We start from the raw sequence: 21003 nt of genomic DNA, 5'->3' as shown, positions 1-21003 counted from the left end.
GCTGGCGATGGACCTCGGCCTTCGCGCCGTGGCGCGGCGGCTCGTCGCGTGGCAGGAGCGGATCGCGTGAGCGCGAGCGAGTCCGCGCGCGAGCGCATCGCGTTCGAGCGGGTCTCCGTCGAGTTCCAGACCCGGTCGGGTCCGCTCCGCGTCGTCGACGACGTCTCCTACCGGGTCCACGACGGCGAATTCGTGTCCATCATCGGCCCGTCGGGCTGCGGCAAGACGACGATGATGAACCTCGTCGCGGGATTCGTGCAGCCGACGGCGGGCGCGGTGCTGCTGGATGGCAAGCCGGTGGTGGCGCCCGGACCCGATCGCGGCGTGATCTTCCAGGAGTACGGCGTCTTTCCGTGGCTGACGGTGCGGCAGAACATCGCCTTCGGCCTCAACCTGCGCGCGAGCCGCGTGCCCGAGGGCGAGCGCCGGGCGATCTGCGAGCGCTACATGCGCCTGATGGGGCTCGCGGACTTCGCGGACGCCTGGCCGAAGACGCTCTCCGGCGGCATGCGCCAGCGGCTGGCGATCGCGCGCGCGTACGCGGTCCGCCCGGAGTTCCTGCTGATGGACGAGCCGTTCGGCGCGCTCGACGCGCAGACGCGAAGCGCCATGCAGGACCTGCTGATCGAGGTGTTGCACGCCGAGGGCAAGACCGTCATGCTGATCACCCACTCGGTCGAGGAGGCGGTCTACCTCTCCGACCGGATCGTCATCATGACCGCGCGTCCCGCCCGCATCCGCGAGATCGTCCGGGTTCCCTTCGGGCACCCGAGGACGGAGTCGCTGCACGAGAAGTCCGAGTTCGGCGAGCTCAGGTCGCACGTGCGCGAGCTCGTCATGAAGGAGTACGCCGAGCAGGCACGGCAATCGGTGCACGTGCCCGTCTGAACCACCAGGAGGAGCGCATGAGCATGGACCGACGCAGTTTTCTGCAGGGAGCTGGCGCGGCACTCGGGCTGGCGGCGGCCGGCGCGCCGGCGATCGCGCAGGGCCGCACGAAGGTCAAGGTCGGCTACCTGCACACGCTGGCCGTGGACGGGCAGATCTGGACGGGCGTGGACCGTGGCAGCTTCGCGAAGGCCGGGGTCGACCTCGACCTCGTCCAGTTCACGACCGGCCTCGAGATCTTCCAGGCGATGATCGGCGGGAGCATCGACATGCTCGCCACCGGTGCCGTCCTCTCCAACTTTCCCGCGCGCGGGCAGGGCAAGGCCTTCCTCATCAACAACGTCGAGTTCGCCACCGCGCAGCTCTGGGTGCGCCAGGACCAGGGCGTCAGGAGCTTCGCCGATCTCAAGGGCAAGAAGATCTCGACGACGACGGGCACCACCGCGCACGTGTTTCTCGACAACGCGCTGCGCGCGAACGGCGTCGACCCGACCAGGGACGTCGAGATCGTCAACCAGAGGATGGCCGAGGCGGTGACGTCGTTCGTGTCCGGCGCCGTGCCCGCGGTGGCGCTCTGGGTCCCGTTCAACATCATCGTGAGCGACAAGGTGCCGGGCGCGAGGATGCTGGTCGACGCCTCGGCCTACTATCCGCAGGCGGCGATCGTGGGAGGCTGGGCGACGCGTGCCGACTACTACGAGAAGAACTACGACGTGATCCCGCGCGTGATCCGCGGCTGGGTCGACGCCAACGACTACATCGTCGCCAATCCCGACGCCGCGCTGGAGGCCCTGCAGAAGAAGCGCTACCAGCAGGTGCCGCTCGCCGACCTCAAGGAGCAGTTCGGCGCGCAGAAGATGTTCACCTCCGCGCAGTGGCGCCCGATGTACGCCGACGGCACCGTGACCCGCTGGTCGCAGCAGGTCACCGACTTCTTCGTGCGCTTCGGCAACATCCAGAACCCGGTGCCGGCGTCGAAGTACTTCGACACCTCGGTGTTCCTGGAGACGATCAAGGGATGAGCGACGCGCGGGGGCGCGAGGCCGCGGAGGTCGACTACGTCGTCGTCGGTTCGGGATCGGCGGGCTCGGTGCTCGCCCACCGGCTGTCGGCGGACGCATCGACGCGCGTCCTCGTGCTCGAGGCGGGCGGGCCGGATTCGGGGTTCTGGATCCGGCTGCCGGTCGGCTACTTCCGCACGATCTACGACACGCGCTACTCGCGGCTGTTCGACACCGTACCCTCGGAGGGCACCGCGGGGCGCAACGTCGTGTGGCCGCGCGGCCGCATCGTCGGCGGCAGTTCCTCGATCAACGGCCTCATCTTCATCCGCGGCGAACCCGCCGGTTTCGACGACTGGGCGCGGGCGGGCGCGACCGGATGGGGCTACCGCGACGTGCTTCCCGCGTTCAAGCGCATCGAGCACTACGAGCGCGGAGCGGACGAGTATCGCGGCGCCGCGGGTGAACTCTTCGTCTCGGACCTGCGCAACGACCATCCGTGGTGCGAGGCGTGGGTGCGCGCCGCCAGCGAGTTCGGCCTGCCGCGGAACGACGACTTCAACGGCGCCACGACCTACGGCGTGGGCGCCTACCAGCTCACGATCCGCGACGGCTGGCGCGAGAGCGCGTCGCGCGCGTTCTTGCGCCCCGCACGGGGGCGGGCGAACCTCGAGGTGCGCACCCACGCGCAGGTGTCGCGCGTGCTCTTCGAGGGCACGCGGGCGGTGGGCGTCGAGTGGTTCGCGCACGGCGAGCGGCACAGCGTGCGCGCACGGCGCGAAGTCGTGCTCGCCGCCGGCGCGCTGCAGTCGCCGCAGGTGCTGCAACTGTCGGGCGTCGGTCCCGCCGATCTCCTTCGCCGGCACGCCATCCCGGTCGTGGCCGACCTGCCCGGCGTCGGTCGGAACCTGCAGGACCACTACCAGGCGCGGACGATCGTGCGCATGCGCGAGCACCGCTCGCTCAACGACGACGTGCGCAACCCGCTGCGCCTCGCCGCGATGGGCGCGCGCTGGCTCTTCGGACGATCGGGACCGCTCACCGTCGGCGCCGGGCAGGTGGGCGGCGGCGCGTGCAGCCCGTACGCCGCGGCGGGACGCCCCGACCTCCAGTTCAACGTGATGCCGTTGTCGGTCGACCGGCCGGGCACGCCGCTGCATCGCTACTCCGGCTTCACCGCGTCGGTGTGGCAGTGCCATCCGGAATCGCGGGGCAAGGTCGAGATCGTGTCGACCGATCCGCATGCCCCGCCGCGCATCGAGCCGCGCTACCTTTCCGAGGAACTCGATCGCCGCACGATCGTCGCGGGCGTGCGGATGCTGCGCGAGATCTACGCGCAGAAGGCGTTCCGCGACCTCGTGGACGCCGAGGTGCTGCCAGGCACCGACGCAGGCGATGACCGCGGGATCCTCGATTTCGTGCGGGGACAGGGCGGCACCGTGTTCCACTGCGTCGGCACCTGCCGGATCGGCACGGACCGCGACGCGGTCGTCGACCCGGCGCTCCGCGTGCGCGGCGTCGAGGGCCTGCGCGTGGTCGACGCGTCGGTCATGCCGCAGGTGACCTCCGCCAACTCGAACGCGGCGTCGCTGATGATCGGCGAACGCGGCGCGCGCATGATCCTGGGCGAGGCGCCGCGGGGTGTCCCCGCGCCGGCCGCGCCCGGCTGATTCCACGTCGAGGCATCCTCCGGCGCGGTCCGGTTCGGCGACCGTTGGCGGGCGGACCTTCAGGGACCCTCCACGGCTCGCGGGCTTTCGCTGCGCCCGCGAGGCGAGAGCGGCCGCGATCCCTTCCTGATCGGCACGACGATGGCTGCCACGAGCGGGTCGATGTCCGAACCGGCGGGAACCGGCGGGCTCGTGCGGGTCGGCGGATGTTCGAGCATGCGGACGAATCCGAGCGTGACGGGGTCCGAGGCAGGCGGGTTGCGGCGCGCGGCTTCGGGCGAGGCGGCGACGAGCGCCTCGACGAGCGTGCTCCGCTCGAATGCCTCGGGCTGCGGCGACGAGGACCGGAGCGTGGCGCTCCGGCCGTCGATGCGATCCGGCGCGACGACGTCGGGCTGGGCGGTCGCGAAGCCGGCGATCAGGATCAAGGCGACCCAGGCGGCGAGTACCATCATGTCGCAGGCGGCCCACGCGATGCGGGTCAGTCTTCCGTTCACGGACATCTCCTTGGCGAAGGGGGTCGGGGTGTGACGACTTCGTGTCGTCGACACTCGCCAAGATAGGTGTCCCGCTCGCGTGCGTGGTCCCGGTTCCGGACACAGAACCGACACAAACGACGGGACAGGCTGGCCGCGCCGTCCGCGCGGCGCGTCAGGTTCTGCTCGTCTTCGCGCGGGAGCGGCCTGGGCGCGAACGCGCCGGCGCCGCATCACGCGCCGGACCTCTGCCGCGAAATCCCATGCGCGAGAGAAATTCGCCCCAGCGGGGATCGCCGTGCAGCGCCGTCAGCAACGGCCCGGCCTGCGCCTGGCTCGCGCCCGGATCGCGCTGCACGCGCGAACGCTCGAGCCACTCGAACGCTTCGTCGACCTCGCCCCGGACGGCGAGCACCTCGGCGATCTGGAACGCGCTGTCGTCCGCGCCCGTCGCGATCAGTTCGTCCAGCAGACGGCGCGCTCCGTGCCTGTCGCCTGCCGCATGGGCGACGAGGGCGCGGCCCTGGAGGCGCAAGCGCTCGTGTGCCTCGCGCTCGAACGCATCGCGCGCGGCGTCGACGCGGCCCTGCGCGAGGTCGATGGTGCCGATCAGCCAATGAAGGAGGCCGCCGCGCGGCTGGATCGCGAGCGCGGCCGCGGCGGCGCGGGCGGCTTCATCGATCAACCCGGCGTTGAACGCCCGAAGCGCGAGATTGCCGTGGGCGATCCAGCACATCGGATCGAGTGCGACCGCGCGACGCGCGAGCGCCACCGCGTCCGCCGACTGCCCGAGGTTGTCGGCGAGCAGCGAGGCGCCGACGACGATGCTCCGGTCGCCCGACCCGAGCAGCAGCGCGCGACGATACGACTGCTCGGCGCCGTGCCAGTCCCAATCGTAGGTCATGCGGATCCACGCGAGTTCCGCGTGGGCTTCGGGAAGATCGGGCTCGATCGCGAGCGCGCGCTCCGCCGCCTGCCGCGCGAGTTCGAAGGTCGGATCGAGCGGCGCCCATCCCCACGCCGCCTGGCTCGCATACGCGCCCGCGAGCCCGGCCCAGGCGAGCGCGTAGTCCGGGTCGGTCTCGACCGCCTGCCGGCCGAGCGCGATGCCGGCCGCGGTGTCCTCGGGCGTCGTCCGGTCGACGAGAAACCGCCCGCGCAGGTAGAACTCGTGCGCGCGGGCGCTCCTGGTCCGGCCGCGCGTGGCCGCGCGGAGCAGCGCGTCGACGCGCGGATCCGCAGCACGGCTCGCGGGATCGCCGAGCAGGGTTCCGCGCAGGCCGCTGACGACCGACCGCGCGATGTCGTCCTGCACGTCGATGAGATCGGAGAGCGCGCGGTCGTAGGTCTCGCTCCACAGCGTCGTGTCGGAGGCGACGTCGACGAACTTCGCGGCGATCCGGACGCGCGCTCCGCTGCGGCGCACGCTGCCCTCGACCAGCCCGGTCACGTTCAAGCTCCGCGCGATCGTCGCGAGATCGGCCGATCGGCCCTTGAACGCGAACGACGAAGTGCGCGACGCGACCCGCAGTCCCGGCACCTTCGACAGGACGCCGACGAGTTCGTCCGCGAGAGCGTCGGCGAACAGTTCGTCGGCGGGGTCGGCGGAAAGGAGCGCGAACGGCAGCACCCCGATCGACGGCGTCGTCGGGCCGTAGGGGACGTACAGGCGGCTCCACGGCGCGGAACGGCCGGATCCTTCGTCCCCGGCGGCCGGATCCTCAGTCGCGGGGATCGGCGGGAGCGGGAGGGGCGGCCACGATGCGAGGGGGCCGATGCGCCGCTCGCCGCGCGCGAATGCGACGAAGCGCGCTCGCTCGTCCGACGCGACGTCGAGCCGATCGGCCAGCCGCTCCGCGAGCGGCCGCGACGGCCTCCGGACGTCCTGCTCGATCTTGCGCAGCGCCGACACCGAGCAGTGCACGCGTTCGGCGAGCGCGGCGTGCGTCATGCCGAGCGAGCGCCGGCGCTGGCGCAGCCAGCGGCCGAACGTAGGCGTGGACGAGGGCGAAGACGTCATCGCGATCCCCTGCAGCGCCGGTCGCTGCCGGACGCGGCCCGTTGGATCTCCGGTGTCTCCCGATGTTACCCGCCCCCGCGTCGCGCGTGAACGGCGAGCGCCCACGCGACATGCTCGCGCACGAGCGCGGAGGGGTCGTCGGCGCGCGAACGCAATGCGGCGAGGATCGCCGGTGTCGTCGGCGCGTTGCCGAGCGCGACCGCGATGTTGCGCAGCCACCGCTCGTGGCCGATGCGCCGGATCGCGCTGCCCGCCATGCGCGCGTCGAACTCCTCGCGCGTCCACGCGAAGAGTTCGGTGAGCGCGGCGTCGTCGAGGCCGTGCCGCACCTGTGCGAAGTCCGGGTGCGCGGCCGCCCGCGCGTACTTGTTCCACGGGCAGGCGATCTGGCAGTCGTCGCAGCCGTAGATCCGGTTGCCGAGGAGCGGGCGCAGGTCCTCGGGGATCGATCCGTGGAGTTCGATCGTCAGGTAGCTCACGCAGCGACGCGCATCGACCTGGTAGGGCGCGACGATCGCGCCGGTCGGACACGCGTCGAGGCAGGCGCGGCAGGTGCCGCAATGCGCGGCGACGGGCGCGCTGACCGGAAGCGGCAGGTCGGTGTAGATCTCGCCCAGGAAGAAGAGCGAGCCCGCCTCGCGTGACAGCAGCAGCGTGTGCTTGCCGCGCCAGCCGAGCCCCGCCTTCGTCGCGAACGCCACCTCCATCACCGGCGCACTGTCGCAGAACACGCGGTAGCCGAACGGCCCGGTCGCCTCGGCGATGCGGTCGGCGAGCGTCTGCAGCTTGCTGCGCAGCACCTTGTGGTAGTCGCGGCCGAGCGCGTAACGCGACACGTACGCGCGATCCGGCGCTGCGAGCGTCGCGGCGGCGTCGCGCGCCTGCTGCGGCCAGTAGTCGATGCGCGCGCTGATCACGCGGATCGCGCCGGGCACGAGGTCGCCGGGCGCCGCGCGAAGCCCCGCATGTCGGGCCATATAATCCATCGTGCCGTGCCGGCCTGCGGCGATCCAGTCGGCGAGACGCGCGGGCGCGTCACCGAGGTCGAGGTCGCAGACGCCGATCGCGCCCAGTCCGAGTTCGCGCGCCCAGTCTCCGATGCGCGCGGCGAGCGCGGGCAGGTCGATCGCGCGCGCGTCGTTCGGAGGTTCTATCGCCGGACGTTCGGGCATGCGCGCGAGCGTAACGCCAAGTCGGGGCACGGCGAATCCCGCGATGGAGTCCACCTACCGCACCCACCTCCCGGACGCCTTCGCCACCGAACGCGCGGGCCGCGCGCTCGCACGCGGTCTCGCGGGCGGCATGGTGGTCACGCTCTCGGGCGAACTCGGCGCGGGGAAGACGACGCTGGCGCGCGGCGTGTTGCGCGGACTCGGATGGGCCGGTCCGGTCAAGAGTCCGAGCTACGGGTTGCTTGAACATTATCCGCTTTCGAGCATATACTTGTATCACTTTGATTTTTATCGGTTCGCTGACCCGAGGGAATGGGAGACCCTGGGCGCGGCCGAGGGCTTCACCCCGCACACCGTGGCGTTGGTCGAATGGCCCGAGCGCGTGGCGGAGTACCTGCCGCCGGCGGACCTCGCGGTGCGCCTTCGGACTGCGACCGGAGGGGACGGTCGGACACTGGAGATCGTGGCGACGACGACGGCCGGTGAACGATGCGTAGCCGACATCCGACGGGAACTCGACCCCCCCTGACCCGCGTTTCGATCGGGCGGCGGCGCGCGCTCCGCTGGGCGCTCCTGCCGGCCGCGGGCGTCCTGTCTCCGCTCGCATGGTCGGAAGCCGCGCGCATCGCCTCCGCGCGCGTGTGGCCCGCGCACGAATACACCCGCGTCATCTTCGAGTCGAGCGCGCCGCTCGCGTGGCAGGTCACGACGCTCAGGGATCCGGGCCGCGTCGTGCTCGATCTCGACGGCATCGAGGCCGGTCCGGAACTCGCGGAACTCGCGCGCCGCATCCATCCCGACGATCCGCACGTCGCGGGGATCCGCTACGCGCGCAAGTCGCCGACCACGCTGCGCCTGGTGCTCGACCTCAAGGCCGATGTCCTGGTGCAGACGTTCGCGCTGAAGCCGGTCGGCGACTACGGCAACCGGCTCGTCATCGACCTCATTCCGGCATCGCCGCCCGATCCGCTGATGGCGCTGCTCGACGCGGAGAAGGCCAAGGCGGAACCGCTGTTCGAGCCGCCGCCGCCCGGCGCAGCGGCCGCGGCCCCGGCACGGCGCGACCGGGTCCGCCGCATTACCGTGGCGGTCGATCCGGGGCACGGCGGCGAGGATCCGGGCGCGATCGGTCCACGCGGCACGCGCGAGAAGCACGTCGCGCTCGCGATCGCGCGCAAGCTCAAGGCCGCGATCGAGGCGACGCCGAACCTGCGCGCGGTGCTCACCCGCGACGACGACTACTTCGTGCCGCTCGCCGCGCGCGTGCAGAAGGCGCGCCGCGTGCAGGCGGATCTCTTCGTCTCGATCCACGCCGACGCGTTCCGCGAGGCGCGCGCGCGCGGCTCGTCGGTGTTCGCGCTCTCCGAGAACGGCGCGACCAGCGCGGCCGCGCGCTGGCTCGCCCAGAAGGAGAACGAGGCGGACCTGATCGGCGGCGTCAACCTCGACGTGCGCGACCCGATGCTCGCGCGCACGCTGCTCGACCTGTCGCAGACCGCGCAGATCGCCGACAGCCTGAAGGCGGGACGGCAGGTGCTCGCCGAACTGTCGGAGACGAACACGTTGCACAAGCGCGAGGTCGAGCAGGCGGGCTTCGCGGTGCTGAAGGCGCCCGACGTGCCGTCGATCCTCGTCGAGACCGCGTTCATCAGCAATCCGGACGAGGAGCAGAAGCTGCGCGACCCGAAGCAGCAGGGTCGCTACGCCGATGCGATCGCCGACGGCATCCGGGGTTACTTCGCGAAGAATCCGCCGCTCGCGCGGGGCTGATAAGATCCGCGCGTGGTCCGCTTTCTCGTCCTCTTCCTGCTGATCCAGGCGACGCTGTTCGGCCTGGAACTCACGCCGCCGGCGCAGCGCTGGTTCGTCGAGCCGTGGACCAACGCACTCGCGCAGATCTCGACCGCGATCGTGACGTTCTTCGACCCGAACGTGGTCGCGGTCGGCAAGGTGATGCGCAGCACGACCAACGGATTCGCGGTATCGATCGAGGCCGGATGCAACGGCGTCGAGGCGACGATCGTGCTGGTCGCGGCCATCCTCGCGTTCCCGGCGCCGTGGAAGCACAAGCTCGCCGGCCTCGCCGCGGGGATCGTCGCGGTGCAGGGCCTGAACGTCCTGCGCGTGATCAGCCTGTTCTACCTCGGACAGTGGAATTTCCAGGTGTTCGAGTGGGCGCACCTCTACGTCTGGCAGGCGCTGATCATGCTGGACGTGCTCGTCGTCTGGCTCGTGTGGGTGCGCACGCTGCCGCGCGCCGGCGACGAGGCGGGTCCGCCGTCGCCGCCGCCCGCCGCGGCGGTCGCGTCGGCCTGACGACGCATGGCGCCGGCCGTGCCGGGGCGTTCGCCGCTCGCGCGGTTCGTGCTCACGGTGCTGATGTGGCTGCCGGCGACCTTCGCCGTCTGGTATTTCGCCGCGCCGGTGCTGATGATGCTCGTGCGTGCGCTGTGCGCATTCGCCGTGCTGCCGTTCGGCGATCTCGTGCGCGAGGTCGAGCGCATCGGATCGAACCTCGCGTTCGTCACCTCGCTCAAGCCGGGGCAGGCGACCGGCGGCGGCGTGATCAGCGTCACGGTCGACGGACTGCTCTACTCGTTCGGGATGCCGATGTTCGCCTCGCTCACGCTCGCCGCGCGCGAGCCGAAGCGCTGGTGGATCCTCGCCGCGGGCCTCGCCGCGCTGCTGCCGTTCGTGGCGTTCGGCGTCGTCGCCGACTTCCTGAAGAACGTCGCGATCACCGCCGCGCCGATCGTCGCCTCGCAGGCCGGATTCTCGGCCGCGCAGCGCGAGCTGATCGCGTTCGCCTACCAGTTCGGCACGCTGATCCTGCCGACCGTCGTGCCGGCGATCGTCTGGGTGCTCTCGCACCGGTCGTTCCTCGAGCGGATGCGGGGGAGGATGTCGGCCTGAAGGCCGACCCACAACCGCACCCCGTGGGTCGGGCTTCAGCCCGACGGGGTTCGTACCGATGCGATGGGAATGCATCGGCCTGAAGGCCGACCTACGGCGGTGGGGCGCGATGTCGGCCTGAAGGCCGACCCACAACCGCACCCCGTGGGTCGGGCTTCAGCCCGACGGGGTTCGTACCGATGCGATGGGAATGCGTCGGCCTGAAGGCCGACCTACGGCGGTGGGGCGCGATGTCGGCCTGAAGGCCGACCCACGGGGAAGCTTCAGGCCGACGCCTTCCGCGCCTTGCGCTGCGCCTCGCGCTCGCGCAGGACCTTCCGCTGCACCTTGCCTGTGGTCGTCATCGGGAGCGCGTCGATGAACTCGATCTCGCGCGGGTACTCGTAGGGCGCGAGCTTGCCGCGCACGTGCGCGCGCAGGTCGTCCTCGAGCGCGGGCGAGGGCGCGTGCCCGGCCGCGAGCACGATGAACGCCTTGACGACGTTGCCGCGCTCCGCGTCGGGCGAGGGCACGACTGCCGCGTTCGCGACCGCCGGGTGTTTGACCAGACAGTTCTCGATCTCGGAGGGTCCGATCCGGTAGCCGGCGGCCTTGAACATGTCGTCGGCGCGACCGCGGTACCAGAGGTCGCCGTCGTCGTCCATCACGGCGACGTCGCCGGTGCGGCACCAGTCGCCGGTGTACTTCGCCCGCGTCGCGTCCGGGTTGTCCGCGTACTCGATGAAGAACACCGGGTCGGGGGTGCCGTCGGGCGCGATCCGGTGCACCGCCACCTCGCCGGCCTCGCCGCGCGGCAGCTCGTTGCCGTCGTCGTCGATCACCGCGACGCGGTGCCCGGGGTAGGGGCGACCCATCGAGCCGGATTTCGCCGGCCACAGCTCGTGCGAGTTGCCGACGATGTAGTTCATCTCGGTCTGCCCGAACATCTCGTTGATCGTGACGCCGAGCGCCTCGCGCGCCCAGTCGAACACCGTCGTGCCGACCGATTCGCCCGCGCTCATGATCGAGCGCAGGTGGAGTTCGAAGCGCTCGCGCGGCCGCGGGAACGCCTTCATCATCATCTTGAGCGCCGTCGGGAACAGGAACGCGTTGCGGACGCCGTACTTCTCGATCAGCGCGAACGCGCGCTCCGGCTCGAAGCGGCCGCGGTAGCCGACGATCGGCTGGCCGAGGCACAGCGCCGGCAGCAGGGCGTCCATCAGCCCGCCGGTCCACGCCCAGTCCGCGGGCGACCAGAAGAGGTCGCCCTCGCGCGGATAGCCATCGTGCGAGTGGACGAAGCCGGGCAGGTTGCCGAGGAGGCAGGAATGCGGCATCAGCGCGGCCTTCGGCGGACCGGTGGTGCCGCTCGTGTAGATGACGAGCGCGGGGTCGCCCGGCCGGGTGTCGACGATCTCGTGCCGTGCGGACGCCCGTGCGAGGAGATCCTCCCACGGCGTCACCCGGGATTCGCGCGCGCCGGCGACGCCGATCACCTGCGTCACGCCCGGACAGCGCTCCCGGATCGGCGCGAGGTTCGGCAGCGACTGCGGATCGACGATCGCGACCTTCGCGCGGCTGTGGACCAGGCGGTATTCGAGCGCCTCCGGCCCGAAGAGGAACGACAGCGGCACCGCGACCGCGCCCATCCGGTAGACCGCCATGTGCGCGATCGCCGTCTCGGGCCGCTGCGGCAGGATGAGCGCGACGCGGTCGCCGCGTCCGACGCCGAGTGCCGCGAGCGCGTTCGCGAGCCTGCGCGCGCGCTGCTCCAGGTCCCAGAAGGTGTACGCGGCGGTCGCGCCCGACTCGTCCTCCCAATAGAGGGCGAAGCGGGCGCGATCGTTCGACCATCGGCCGCAGCAGGCGCGAGCGATGTTGAACGTCGAGGGAACGTCCCAGCGGAACGCGCGGTGTACTTCGGCGTAGCGGTCGCCCATGGCGGAAGGATACCGCGCGCGAGCGGTCGCCGCTTCAGCCGCGCGAGAGGCCGAGCCCCGACATCGTGGTGCGCGCCGACAGGTCGGCGGTGCCCGAGAGGTCGAGAGGCTCCACTGCGGCCCAGACCCAGTCCGGCTGCTGCTCGATCAGCCGGCCGAAGCGGATCGGCACCGTCGAGCGCGCGGTGGAGAGGCGGAAGCGCCGCGCCGGCCGGTACTCGACCGCGGGCACGATCAGCGACTGGACCGCGGATTCGCCCTCGCGCTTGCGCAGCGCGAGGAAGAGTCCGTGGAAGCTGCGCCCGTCGAGGGTACTGTGCTCGCCCTCGACCGAATAGTCCGCGTCGCCTCCGCGCCCCTTCTTCTGCTCGACGAGCTCGACGCCGACCAGGGTGTTCGCGATCACCTGCAGCCCGATCTCCGCGCGGTCCGCCGTGAGGCGCTTCATGCGGCGCACGATCCCGAGCGTCCAGAACGCGTGGCCGTAGGGCCGGATCGCCGCGAGCGTGTTGAGCGTGACGACGGAGGCCGCGCTCATCGGCGCGACCAGCCGGAATCCGGTCTGCGAGACGTCCTTCACGTCCCATGGTCCGCCGGCCGCTCCGAAGGTCGCGAGCCTGCGGCGCGCGAGTTCGCGGCGGCGCTCGTCCTCGTTGCGCGTGTGGCCGAACACGGCGAACTCCATCGTGCCGCCGAAGGTCTTGCCCGGCTCGACGCGCGGCAGCGGGTCGCGCTCTTCCTCGTGGAGGTAGCCGGAGATCCTGGCGAAGCCGACGATCGCGTCGACGACGCCGGCCGCGGCCGTCCGCTCGCCGCGTCGCGCGAACGGCCGGAACTCGGGATCCACCTGCGACGCGAGCTTCGTGAGCAGGCCGAGTTGCTCGCTGCGTCGCGGCGTGCGGTCCGACAGCGGCTGGTGGCGGATCTTCTGCTCGATCACGACGACGTTCTGCATCAGCATCGCGTGCAACGGCCGCGTGTCGAGGAAGAGCACGCGGCCCTCGAGCGGCGAGGGCGTGCGGCGCTTCAGCCCCTCGCGGGCGCCGAGATCGACGTAGAACGACGACACCGACGAGGGCTCGATCGTCAGGCGCAGCGGCGTGCACCATTCGTCGAGTTCGCGCGCGACCCATTCGAGGTGGCGCGCGGTCAGGTTGCCGGCGTTCATGAGCTGCAGCACCAGCACGGTCAGGTAGGCGTGCTCGATCGTCGAACTGCGGCCGCCGGTGTCGGTGATCGCCTGGCGTTCGATGCGGCGACTCAGCGCGAGCGCGAAGAGAGCGTGGAGTTCGGCCCACTTGGCCGGGATCCACTGTTCGTAGCGGTAGAGCCGGATCCGGACCTCGAGTCCGAGGTGCACGATCTGGCGCCAGAGGAGCGCGGGCATCTCGGATTGCCATTTGCCGCTGCCGGCGCGCTCCGACAGGTCGCGCGAGAAGGCGGCGTAGGCGACGAGGAACGCCTGCGACAGGTCGAACATCGCCGACCAGAGCTGGTGCTCGATGCGCGAGCTGCGCGACGCGTGCTCGATGTACTGCGCGGTCAGCGCGTCGCGGATCGGCTGGGCGAGCGCGTCCGCGCGGAACACGGCCTCGAGCGTCGTCGGCGTGCGGGCGTGGCTCCGCTCCGCGATCGTGCCGAGCGCGCTGATCAGTTCGGCGTGCACGGCGAGCGGATCGCCCGCCGGCTGCGCGGCGAACCAGCGCTCCGCGGACTTCGCGTCGGCGAGCGGGTCACGCACGGTCCTCGAGAAACCGAACATCGGGATCACCGCATGTGCGGCCCTGCCTTCGCGCGATCCCGTCGAGGCGATGGCGGCGAGGCAGGATCGCCGGCCTTGTAAGAAGTTGCTCCGGTCGGAGGCGAACGGGCGATCTTCGCGCATCGCGGGGCCAACGGGCAAGGACCCGGGCGGACCCGTGGCACGCATTGTGCTGTTCAGTACGCGCAGGCCACACGTGACGACATGGGACCGGGGACGAACCTCCGGCCGGGCATCTCGCGGGCCATCCGTGGTACTTTGTGCGGTACAAGCTGGGGCGTGCAGCTGACGCCCGACGAACAGGAACGACGCTCATGGGCATCTTGATCAAGGCACCGAGCCGCCGGACGGAACCCCGGCCGGCCGGACTGGACACGCCGGCGCCGGCGGGCAACCTGCGGGGCGCACTCCATATCCGCGAAGTGGTCCGCACGACCGGACTGCGCCGCGAGCAGCTCTACATGTGGCAGAGGCGCTACGGATTCCCGGCGCCGCTGCGCGACGGATTCGGCGACCGTGTCTATCCGCCCGACCAGGTCGCGCGGCTGAAGCTCATCAAGCAACTCCTGTCGGAAGGCTGGCGCGCCGGCGCGGTGGTACCGCTGTCGGACACCGCGCTCAACTCGATGCTGGGGCTCGCGGTCGACGAACCGGCCCCGCTGCCCTCCGAGATCGAGACCGCCGTGAAGCTGCTCGCGCAGCACCGCACCGGCGAAATGCAGAACCACCTGTCGAAGCTCCTGGTCGGGCAGGGCCTGCGGCGCTTCCTCGAGAAGACGCTGATCCCGCTGAACGAGGCGGTCCACGAGCGCGTGGTGCGCGGCGAGATGCAGATCTTCCAGGAGCTGCGCTTCGCCGACATGGCGCAGCGCCTGCTGCGCGACGTCACCCGTCTGGTGCGCCCGACCCGCGACGCGAAGCTCGTGCTGCTCGCCACGCCGCCCAACGACCCCAACCAGCTCGGACTCGCGATCCTCGAACTCTTGCTGTTCACCGACGGGGTGAACTGCATGACGCTCGGCGCCGGCGTCCCGGGCCAGGAGATCGCGGGAGCCGCGTCGGCCTACAATGTCGCGGCGGTGGTGCTGCTGTTCGACCGGGGCATCTCGGGCAAGATCGCCGGGCAGGAGATCCGCAGCCTGCGCCAGGCGATGCCGGCGGGGATGCCGCTCGTGGTCAGCGGCCGCGCCGTCAACCTGCTCGCGAAGCCGATTCCCGACGTTCGTACTGCGGTCGACTTCGACACGGTGATGACGGCGATCCGCGAAATGAACGTGCTGCCGGCGAAACCGGTCTCGCTCGTCGGCGTCGACGGCGTGGAGCCGAAGAGCGCCTGACGGCGCGACAGGCGGCGGGGCGCGCCTGCCCCGCGCCGGGCGTAGAATGGAACGATGGCGCTTCCGGATGCCTTCGTTCCTGCGTCGACAGCGCGTGCGCGGCTGTCGCGCGCCGCCCTGCACCTCGCGGGCATCCTCGCCGCCGGCGTGATCGCGTGGCTGCTCTGGCAGGGATATCGCCAGCCGGAACTCTTCCTCGATCTGGCCAACGTCAACCTCTGCTGAGTCGCGCCGTCGCGGTGCGCGGCCGGCCGCCTGCTCCGTGACGGCATCGTGACCCTCGTCGCATTGCGGCGACTCTTGGGCGTGGCGGGCATCACGCTGCTCGGTGGCGCGCTCGCGCTCGCGCCCGTCCTCGCGTTCACCGGCGGCATGACGATCGTCTCGGGCGCGGGGCTCGCGGGCGTCGCGCTCCTGATCGCGATGCGGCTCCTGCCGCGTCCCCCGGCCGCGGACCCGGAACCCGACGAAGGCAAGCAAGAGCGCCAGTGATTGCGGCATCGTCCGCGCAGCGCGCGGTCGCTTCCGGTTCAGCCTGGGCGCTGCCCGTCCCGGCGCTTCATGCGCCGCCACCGGAAACACCGCCGCGTCTGTCAACTGACAACTGACAACCGACAACTGAATCAGTCCTCGTTCAGGAAGTCGTCGAGCGCGCGCCGATCGCGCTTGGTCGGCCGGCCGGGGAAGCGCTGCGGCGCGAGCGCTCGACGTTGCGCGATCGCCGCTTCACGGGCGGCGGTCACCGCGGCGTCCTCGCACCACGCCTTCGCGGCTTCGGCGGCGCCGACGCGCCGATCGAGCGTCAGGAGTACCCGGGCTTCCCACACGAGACCGTCGCGCCGCACGGTGACGACGTCGCCGACCCTGATCGCGCGGGCGGGCTTGACGCGTTCGCCGCCGACGCGCACCTGCCCCGCGTCGACCGCGGCGCATGCGAGTTCGCGCGTCTTGTAGAACCGCACGGCGAAGAGCCAGCGATCGAGGCGGACCCTCTGCGCGGCCCCCATCGCGTCGGATCGTGCCTGGGGCATGACGATCAATGCCGCGTGGGGGACGCCCCGGGGTCGAACAGTGCCCGCGCACGTTCCGGTCCGTAGGCGTAGCGCCTGCCGCAATACTCGCAGACGACCTCGACCTGCCCGCCGTCGCGGATCGCAGCCTCGACTTCGTCCCGTCCCGCGATGCGCAGCGCCTGGTCGACGCGCGCCTCCGAGCAGCGGCACCCGAAACGAGGCGTGCGCGCGGCGAACACGCGCAGGTCGCGTTCGGCGAACGTCGCCGCGAGCGCCGTGCGCGGATCGTCCGCCGTCACGAGCGCGTCGGTCGCGCGCGCGGCGAGCGCCTCGGACGCTTCGACCCACGCGACGCGGTCGGTGTCGCTCGCGCCAGGCAGACGCTGGACCAGCATCCCGGCCACACTGTGTTCGCCCGTCACGATGGCGAGGCGGCTCACGATCTGCTCGGACGTCGCGAGGTAGTGCTCGACGAGCGAGGCGACCGAACCGGCCTCGATCGCGACGATGCCCTGGTAGATCGGCCCATCCTCGGGGTCCAGGCTGATGACGAGGCGTGCGCTGTTCGCGTCGCCGGCGAGCGCGGCGAGCGTCGCGTCCGCCGGCAGGCGGTCGAAGGCCGCACGATCCCACTGCGCGGTCGCGCGACACGAGAGCGTGTGGTCGCATTCGACGACGGCGAGCCGTACCGGGCCGGGGCCGGCGAGCTGGATGGTGAGTGCGCCGCGGAACTTGAGGCTCGCGGCGAGCAGCGTCGCGGCCGCCAGCAGCTCGGAGAGCACGCGCGCGAGCGCGGGCGGGTAGTCGTGCGAGGCGAGCGCGGCGCGCGCGGCCTCGTCCATGCGCACGCAGGCGCCGCGCACGGCGGCGTCCTCGAGCACGAACGGGAGGAGCGCGTCGACCGTCATCCGCCGCGCGCCTTCACCACGTGGAGCGACAGCGGCAGCGACGAGTTCCGGTCGAAGGTCGCGCCCGCTTCGATGCCGGCGCGCGCGACCGCCTCGGCGGTCTTGAGGCGCGGGTAGAGCGCGTGCATCGCGCCCAGCGCGAACTCGCGGCCGGAGCCGACCGCCCAGAACCGCGTGTACTCGAACACCTCGCGCATCGAGTAGACGCCGAAGATGCCGTGCCCGTTGGCGATGAGTGCGGTGATCTGCGTGGACTCGTAGGGGTCGTCGTCCTCCTCCTTGGGGTTGAGGAAGTGCTGGTCCTTCAGCACCGGATGGAGCTTGCGCAGCGTGTCGAAGATGGCGATGCGTCCGGTGAAGTCGAGGTCCTCGCGGGAGGCGAGCAGGCTCTCGAACACGAGCTGGTGCGCGGCCGAGCCGCACAGGCCGAGGTACGTGTCGCGGTAGCGGACGATCTTCTCGGGACTGCGGTCGAACGGCGCGGCGAGCTTGAGGTCGCCGAAGGTCGTGAGCGAGTCGGCGGCGATGACGATTTCATCGTGCTTGCGCACGGCGACGAGGGTGGTCATGCGGGGAATACGGCGGTCGCGCGCACGCGCGCCCGGAACACGGCGGGGACGGAATTATAGCCGGTACGCCGATCGCGGCGCCGGCAGCATCGCGGTCGGCGGCAGCCGGGCCGGGGACCATGCGGCGATGGCCCGCTCCCAGAACTCGCCGACGGTGCGCGGCGCCATCGGGATCTGGTCGAGGAACCGCCAGGCCTCGACGAGCGCGGGAAGCGGATCGTCGGGCAGGGCGCGCGCACCGGTCTGCTTCGAGAGCTTGTCGCCCGACGCGTCGATCGCGACCGGCACGTGCAGGTAGGCGGGGGACGCGATGCCGAGCGCGCGCTGCAGATGGATCTGGCGCGGCGTCGAGGCGAGGAGGTCCGCACCGCGCACGACCGAGGTGACGCCCTGCGCATCGTCGTCGACGACCACCGCGAGCTGGTAGGCCGCGACGCCGTCCGCGCGGCGCACGACGAAGTCGCCCACCTCGCGCGCGAGGTCCTGCGCCCGCTCGCCCTGCAGGCGGTCGTGGAACGCGATCGTCGCGCCGGCGACGCGCATCCGCAGCGCGCGTTGCGCACGCGCGGCGCGGTCGGCCGGCACGCCGCCGCGGCAGGTGCCCGGATAGATGCGCTCGCCGGTCGCGGACATCGGCGCATCCTCGAGTTCGCGCCGCGTGCAGGCGCACTCGAACAGGCGGCCGTCCGCCGCGAGGCGCGCGAGCGCGGCATCGTGGTGCGCGCGGCGCGCGGACTGGCGCACGACCGGGCCGTCGGCGGCGAAACCGTAGCGCGCGAGCGTGGCGAGGATGTCGGCTTCCGCGCCCGCAACGGAGCGGGGTTCGTCGAGGTCGTCGACGCGCACGAGCCAGCGTCCGCCGGCGGCGCGCGCGTCGCAACGGCTCGCCAGCGCGGCCACGAGCGATCCGAAGTGCAGCGCTCCGGTGGGGGAAGGGGCGAAGCGCCCGACCTGCGGCCGGTTCGCGCTCGTCACCGCAGCGTGGGAATCGCGACGCTCGCGCCGAGCGTGACCGGCGCCGCTGCGGCGGAATAGCGCTGCATCGCGGCCAGCACCGCGCCGGGATACTCGGGCTTGCCGAGACTGCCGTTGTAGCGGCCGAGCGCGCGGTACAGGTCGCCGCCTTCGCGGTCGATGTAGTGGCGCAGGATCACGCAGCCGTAGCGGAGGTTGGTGCGCAGGTGGAACAGGTTGTGTCCCGGGCTGCCGATGAGGCGGGTCCAGAACGGCATCACTTGCATGTAGCCGCGCGCGTCGGCGATCGAAACCGCGTATTTCTTGAAGCCGCTCTCGTGGTGGATGACGCCGAGGACGAGTTGCGGGTCGACCCCGGCGCGCACCGCCTCGTAGTGGACGGTGCGCAGGAGTTCGCGGCGCTCGTCGTCGTTTGGCACGCGCGCGGCGAGGCGCTTCGACATGTCGTCGATCCAGGCCTTCGCATCGGGCCGCTCGCCCCAGTCCGCGGGCACCGGCCGATCGGAGATCGCGCGCGACAGGACGGTCGCGACCGAGGGCGCGAGCGCCTCCTCGGCCTGCGCCCCGGCGTGCGCGGCCAGCGGCACGAACGCCGCCAGCGCGACGAGCGCGCAGGCAACGCAACGATGCATCCGCCGAATCATGTCAATGCTCGAGCCTGTCCTTCACGTAGGCCGCGATCTCGCCCACCGGCACGGACACCGGCGCCGCGTCGCGCCGGCCCTGGTACTCGACCCGGCCCTCCTTGAGCCCGCGGTCGCCGATGGTGATGCGGTGGGGAATCCCGATCAGCTCGAGGTCTGCAAACATCACGCCAGGACGCTCGCCCCGGTCGTCCAGCAGGACCTCGATCCCCTCGGCCGTCAGTTGGTCATGCAACCGGTCGGCGAGTTCCCGCACGGCCGGGCTGCGGTCGTACCCGATCGGGGCGATCGCCACCGCGAACGGGGCCATCGCTCCCGGCCACGCGATGCCCTTGTCGTCGTGGTTCTGCTCGATGGCCGCGGCCACGACCCGGGTCACGCCGATGCCGTAGCAGCCCATCTCGATCGGGTGCGACTGCCCCGCCGCGTCGAGGTAGGTCGCGCCCATGTCCTTCGAGTAGCGCGTGCCGAGCGCGAACACGTGGCCGACCTCGATGCCGCGCAGGATCTCGAGCAGCCCCTTGCCGTCGGGGGAGGGGTCGCCGGCGACGACGTTGCGAAGGTCCGCGACGAGATCGGGCTCGCGGCAGTCGCGCCCGAAGTTGACGTCCGCGAGGTGGAATCCCGCCTCGTTCGCGCCGCACACGAAGTCGCCCATCGCCGCCACCGTCCGGTCGACGACGAGCGGCACGCCGGACGGAAGCCCCACCGGGCCGAGGAAGCCGGGACGACAGCCCATCGCCTCGACGATCTCGGATTCGCTCGCCCAGCGCCAGCCGGCGAGGCCTTCGACCTTGCCGATCTTGACCTCGTTGCCCATGTGGTCGCCGCGCACGAGCAGCATGTGGACGCGCTCGCCGGCCACGACCATCAGGCATTTCACGCTGCGCGCCAGAGGCAATCCCAGGAGCGCGGTGACGTCCTCGCAGGTCTCTTGCGTCGGCGTCGGAACCTTGCGCATCGTGCCCACGGGCGCGGGCCGCGCGCGGGCGGGGGCGAGCGCCTCGGCCTGCTCGACGTTCGCGGCGTAGTCGGAGGCCGGGCACCAGGCGATCGCGTCCTCGCCCGACTCGGCGAGCACCTGGAACTCGTGCGAGGCGAAACCGCCGATCGCGCCGGTGTCGGCCTCCACCGCGCGGAACCTGAGTCCCAGCCGCGTGAAGATGCGCGCGTACGCGTCGTACATCGCGCGGTAGCTCGTCATCAATCCGTCGCGGTCCGCGTCGAACGAGTACGCGTCCTTCATCAGGAACTCGCGGCCGCGCATCACGCCGAAGCGCGGGCGGATCTCGTCGCGGAACTTCACCTGGATCTGGTAGAGGTTGACCGGGAGCTGGCGGTAGCTCCGCACGTCCTTGCGGATGACGTCGGTGATCGGTTCCTCGTGCGTCGGGCCGAACAGGAAGTCGCGCTCGTGCCGGTCGCGGATCTTGAGGAGCTGCGGGCCGAACTTGTCCCAGCGGCCGGTTTCCTGCCACAGCTCGGCGGGGATGACGTGCGGCAGGTAGCATTCGAGCGCGCCCGCGCGGTTCATCTCCTCGCGCACGATCGCCTCGGTCTTGCGCAGCGTGATGAGGCCGAGCGGCAGCCAGCTGTAGATGCCCGAGGAAACCTTCTTGATCATCCCCGAGCGCAGCATCAGCTTCTGGCTCGTGACCTCGGCCTCGGCGGGGGCTTCCTTCAGCGTGTTGAGGTAGAACTTCGAGACGCGCATCGGCGGGCTTTGTCAATGCAAA

Annotated in this window: 21 protein-coding genes; 10 read left to right on the top strand and 11 right to left on the bottom strand. The window is 71.4% G+C overall.

What is annotated here, in order from left to right; translation table 11 throughout:
- The first annotated feature begins 66 nt into the window (after positions 1-66).
- The 3 genes from HS109_15660 to HS109_15650 are packed head-to-tail and all read left to right on the top strand — an operon-like array spanning position 67 to position 3559.
- Entirely contained in the window at positions 67-888 is an 822-nt protein-coding gene (locus tag HS109_15660) for an ABC transporter ATP-binding protein (protein ID MBE7523800.1), read from the top strand.
- Positions 889-911: 23 nt separating this feature from the next.
- On the top strand, positions 912-1910 hold the full coding sequence (locus HS109_15655; protein MBE7523799.1) for an ABC transporter substrate-binding protein: 999 nt from the start codon (positions 912-914) through the stop codon (positions 1908-1910).
- Positions 1907-3559 carry a GMC family oxidoreductase N-terminal domain-containing protein gene (locus HS109_15650; protein ID MBE7523798.1) on the top strand — a complete coding sequence of 551 codons (1653 nt, stop codon included), beginning with the start codon at positions 1907-1909 and terminating at the stop codon, positions 3557-3559. Before HS109_15655 ends, HS109_15650 begins: the two co-directional genes overlap by 4 nt.
- Before the next feature lie 59 nt (positions 3560-3618).
- Here HS109_15650 and HS109_15645 read toward each other — a convergent pair whose 3' ends face one another.
- The 3 genes from HS109_15645 to queG all read right to left on the bottom strand — a co-directional run bounded on the left by HS109_15645 (position 3619) and on the right by queG (position 7227).
- The gene (locus HS109_15645; protein ID MBE7523797.1) at positions 3619-4056 is read right to left on the bottom strand and encodes a hypothetical protein; all 438 of its coding nucleotides are present in this window, start codon (positions 4054-4056) and stop codon (positions 3619-3621) included.
- Positions 4057-4210: 154 nt separating this feature from the next.
- The gene (locus tag HS109_15640; GenBank protein ID MBE7523796.1) at positions 4211-6055 is read right to left on the bottom strand and encodes a helix-turn-helix domain-containing protein; all 1845 of its coding nucleotides are present in this window, start codon (positions 6053-6055) and stop codon (positions 4211-4213) included.
- Between the two features lie 65 nt (positions 6056-6120).
- On the bottom strand, positions 6121-7227 hold the full coding sequence (gene queG, locus HS109_15635) for a tRNA epoxyqueuosine(34) reductase QueG (GenBank protein MBE7523795.1): 1107 nt from the start codon (positions 7225-7227) through the stop codon (positions 6121-6123).
- A gap of 43 nt (positions 7228-7270) precedes the next feature.
- Here queG and tsaE point away from each other — a divergent pair, with 43 nt between their 5' ends.
- From tsaE to HS109_15615, 4 genes are read left to right on the top strand one after another with little or no spacing between them, the layout of a single operon-like run.
- A complete protein-coding gene (tsaE, locus tag HS109_15630; protein ID MBE7523794.1) occupies positions 7271-7756 on the top strand; it encodes a tRNA (adenosine(37)-N6)-threonylcarbamoyltransferase complex ATPase subunit type 1 TsaE in 486 nt (161 codons plus the stop codon).
- On the top strand, positions 7717-8997 hold the full coding sequence (locus HS109_15625) for an N-acetylmuramoyl-L-alanine amidase (GenBank protein MBE7523793.1): 1281 nt from the start codon (positions 7717-7719) through the stop codon (positions 8995-8997). Before tsaE ends, HS109_15625 begins: the two co-directional genes overlap by 40 nt.
- A gap of 12 nt (positions 8998-9009) precedes the next feature.
- The gene (xrtH, locus tag HS109_15620; protein ID MBE7523792.1) at positions 9010-9543 is read left to right on the top strand and encodes an exosortase H; all 534 of its coding nucleotides are present in this window, start codon (positions 9010-9012) and stop codon (positions 9541-9543) included.
- A 6-nt stretch (positions 9544-9549) separates the two neighbouring features.
- Entirely contained in the window at positions 9550-10140 is a 591-nt protein-coding gene (locus HS109_15615) for a hypothetical protein (GenBank protein MBE7523791.1), read from the top strand.
- A gap of 263 nt (positions 10141-10403) precedes the next feature.
- On the opposite strand, the gene HS109_15610 is transcribed toward HS109_15615, so the two are convergent.
- Positions 10404-12059 carry an AMP-binding protein gene (locus HS109_15610; protein MBE7523790.1) on the bottom strand — a complete coding sequence of 552 codons (1656 nt, stop codon included), beginning with the start codon at positions 12057-12059 and terminating at the stop codon, positions 10404-10406.
- A 34-nt stretch (positions 12060-12093) separates the two neighbouring features.
- Positions 12094-13800 carry a hypothetical protein gene (locus HS109_15605; GenBank protein ID MBE7523789.1) on the bottom strand — a complete coding sequence of 569 codons (1707 nt, stop codon included), beginning with the start codon at positions 13798-13800 and terminating at the stop codon, positions 12094-12096.
- A 335-nt stretch (positions 13801-14135) separates the two neighbouring features.
- Between HS109_15605 and HS109_15600 the strand changes: the two genes are divergently transcribed.
- From HS109_15600 to HS109_15590, 3 genes are read left to right on the top strand one after another with little or no spacing between them, the layout of a single operon-like run.
- Positions 14136-15158 (top strand): MerR family transcriptional regulator, encoded by a 1023-nt coding sequence (locus HS109_15600; protein MBE7523788.1) that lies wholly within the window; start codon positions 14136-14138, stop codon positions 15156-15158.
- Positions 15159-15212: 54 nt separating this feature from the next.
- Positions 15213-15383 carry a hypothetical protein gene (locus HS109_15595; GenBank protein ID MBE7523787.1) on the top strand — a complete coding sequence of 57 codons (171 nt, stop codon included), beginning with the start codon at positions 15213-15215 and terminating at the stop codon, positions 15381-15383.
- A gap of 48 nt (positions 15384-15431) precedes the next feature.
- Positions 15432-15650, top strand: coding sequence for a hypothetical protein (locus HS109_15590; GenBank protein ID MBE7523786.1), 219 nt, complete (start codon positions 15432-15434; stop codon positions 15648-15650).
- Positions 15651-15781: 131 nt separating this feature from the next.
- Here HS109_15590 and HS109_15585 read toward each other — a convergent pair whose 3' ends face one another.
- The 6 genes from HS109_15585 to HS109_15560 are packed head-to-tail and all read right to left on the bottom strand — an operon-like array spanning position 15782 to position 20981.
- Positions 15782-16189: an RNA-binding S4 domain-containing protein gene (locus HS109_15585; protein ID MBE7523785.1), complete on the bottom strand. Its 408-nt coding sequence runs from the start codon at positions 16187-16189 to the stop codon at positions 15782-15784.
- Between the two features lie 5 nt (positions 16190-16194).
- The gene (locus HS109_15580; protein ID MBE7523784.1) at positions 16195-17079 is read right to left on the bottom strand and encodes an Hsp33 family molecular chaperone HslO; all 885 of its coding nucleotides are present in this window, start codon (positions 17077-17079) and stop codon (positions 16195-16197) included.
- Positions 17076-17648 (bottom strand): MFS transporter, encoded by a 573-nt coding sequence (locus HS109_15575; GenBank protein ID MBE7523783.1) that lies wholly within the window; start codon positions 17646-17648, stop codon positions 17076-17078. The genes HS109_15580 and HS109_15575 overlap by 4 nt, the downstream gene beginning before the upstream one ends.
- 54 nt (positions 17649-17702) lie before the next feature.
- Positions 17703-18623, bottom strand: a complete 921-nt coding sequence (gluQRS, locus tag HS109_15570) for a tRNA glutamyl-Q(34) synthetase GluQRS (protein ID MBE7523782.1) — start codon at positions 18621-18623, stop codon at positions 17703-17705.
- The gene (locus tag HS109_15565) at positions 18620-19267 is read right to left on the bottom strand and encodes a lytic transglycosylase domain-containing protein (protein MBE7523781.1); all 648 of its coding nucleotides are present in this window, start codon (positions 19265-19267) and stop codon (positions 18620-18622) included. The genes gluQRS and HS109_15565 overlap by 4 nt, the downstream gene beginning before the upstream one ends.
- Position 19268: 1 nt before the next feature.
- Positions 19269-20981 carry a proline--tRNA ligase gene (locus tag HS109_15560; GenBank protein ID MBE7523780.1) on the bottom strand — a complete coding sequence of 571 codons (1713 nt, stop codon included), beginning with the start codon at positions 20979-20981 and terminating at the stop codon, positions 19269-19271.
- Positions 20982-21003: the final 22 nt, after the last annotated feature.

This window comes from Burkholderiales bacterium, from assembly GCA_015075645.1.
GTDB lineage: Bacteria > Pseudomonadota > Gammaproteobacteria > Burkholderiales > Casimicrobiaceae > VBCG01.
This window is presented reverse-complemented; position numbering and strand designations above follow the sequence as displayed.

Coding starts and splice junctions, on each gene's coding strand:
- HS109_15655 (MBE7523799.1), top strand. CDS start 912: ATGGACCGACGCAGTTTTCTGCAGGGAGCTGGCGCGGCACTCGGGCTG.
- HS109_15650 (MBE7523798.1), top strand. CDS start 1,907: ATGAGCGACGCGCGGGGGCGCGAGGCCGCGGAGGTCGACTACGTCGTC.
- HS109_15640 (MBE7523796.1), bottom strand. CDS start 6,055: ATGACGTCTTCGCCCTCGTCCACGCCTACGTTCGGCCGCTGGCTGCGC.
- queG (MBE7523795.1), bottom strand. CDS start 7,227: ATGCCCGAACGTCCGGCGATAGAACCTCCGAACGACGCGCGCGCGATC.
- tsaE (MBE7523794.1), top strand. CDS start 7,271: ATGGAGTCCACCTACCGCACCCACCTCCCGGACGCCTTCGCCACCGAA.
- HS109_15625 (MBE7523793.1), top strand. CDS start 7,717: ATGCGTAGCCGACATCCGACGGGAACTCGACCCCCCCTGACCCGCGTT.
- HS109_15615 (MBE7523791.1), top strand. CDS start 9,550: ATGGCGCCGGCCGTGCCGGGGCGTTCGCCGCTCGCGCGGTTCGTGCTC.
- HS109_15610 (MBE7523790.1), bottom strand. CDS start 12,059: ATGGGCGACCGCTACGCCGAAGTACACCGCGCGTTCCGCTGGGACGTT.
- HS109_15600 (MBE7523788.1), top strand. CDS start 14,136: ATGGGCATCTTGATCAAGGCACCGAGCCGCCGGACGGAACCCCGGCCG.
- HS109_15595 (MBE7523787.1), top strand. CDS start 15,213: ATGGCGCTTCCGGATGCCTTCGTTCCTGCGTCGACAGCGCGTGCGCGG.
- HS109_15585 (MBE7523785.1), bottom strand. CDS start 16,189: ATGCCCCAGGCACGATCCGACGCGATGGGGGCCGCGCAGAGGGTCCGC.
- HS109_15580 (MBE7523784.1), bottom strand. CDS start 17,079: ATGACGGTCGACGCGCTCCTCCCGTTCGTGCTCGAGGACGCCGCCGTG.
- HS109_15575 (MBE7523783.1), bottom strand. CDS start 17,648: ATGACCACCCTCGTCGCCGTGCGCAAGCACGATGAAATCGTCATCGCC.
- HS109_15565 (MBE7523781.1), bottom strand. CDS start 19,267: ATGATTCGGCGGATGCATCGTTGCGTTGCCTGCGCGCTCGTCGCGCTG.
- HS109_15560 (MBE7523780.1), bottom strand. CDS start 20,981: ATGCGCGTCTCGAAGTTCTACCTCAACACGCTGAAGGAAGCCCCCGCC.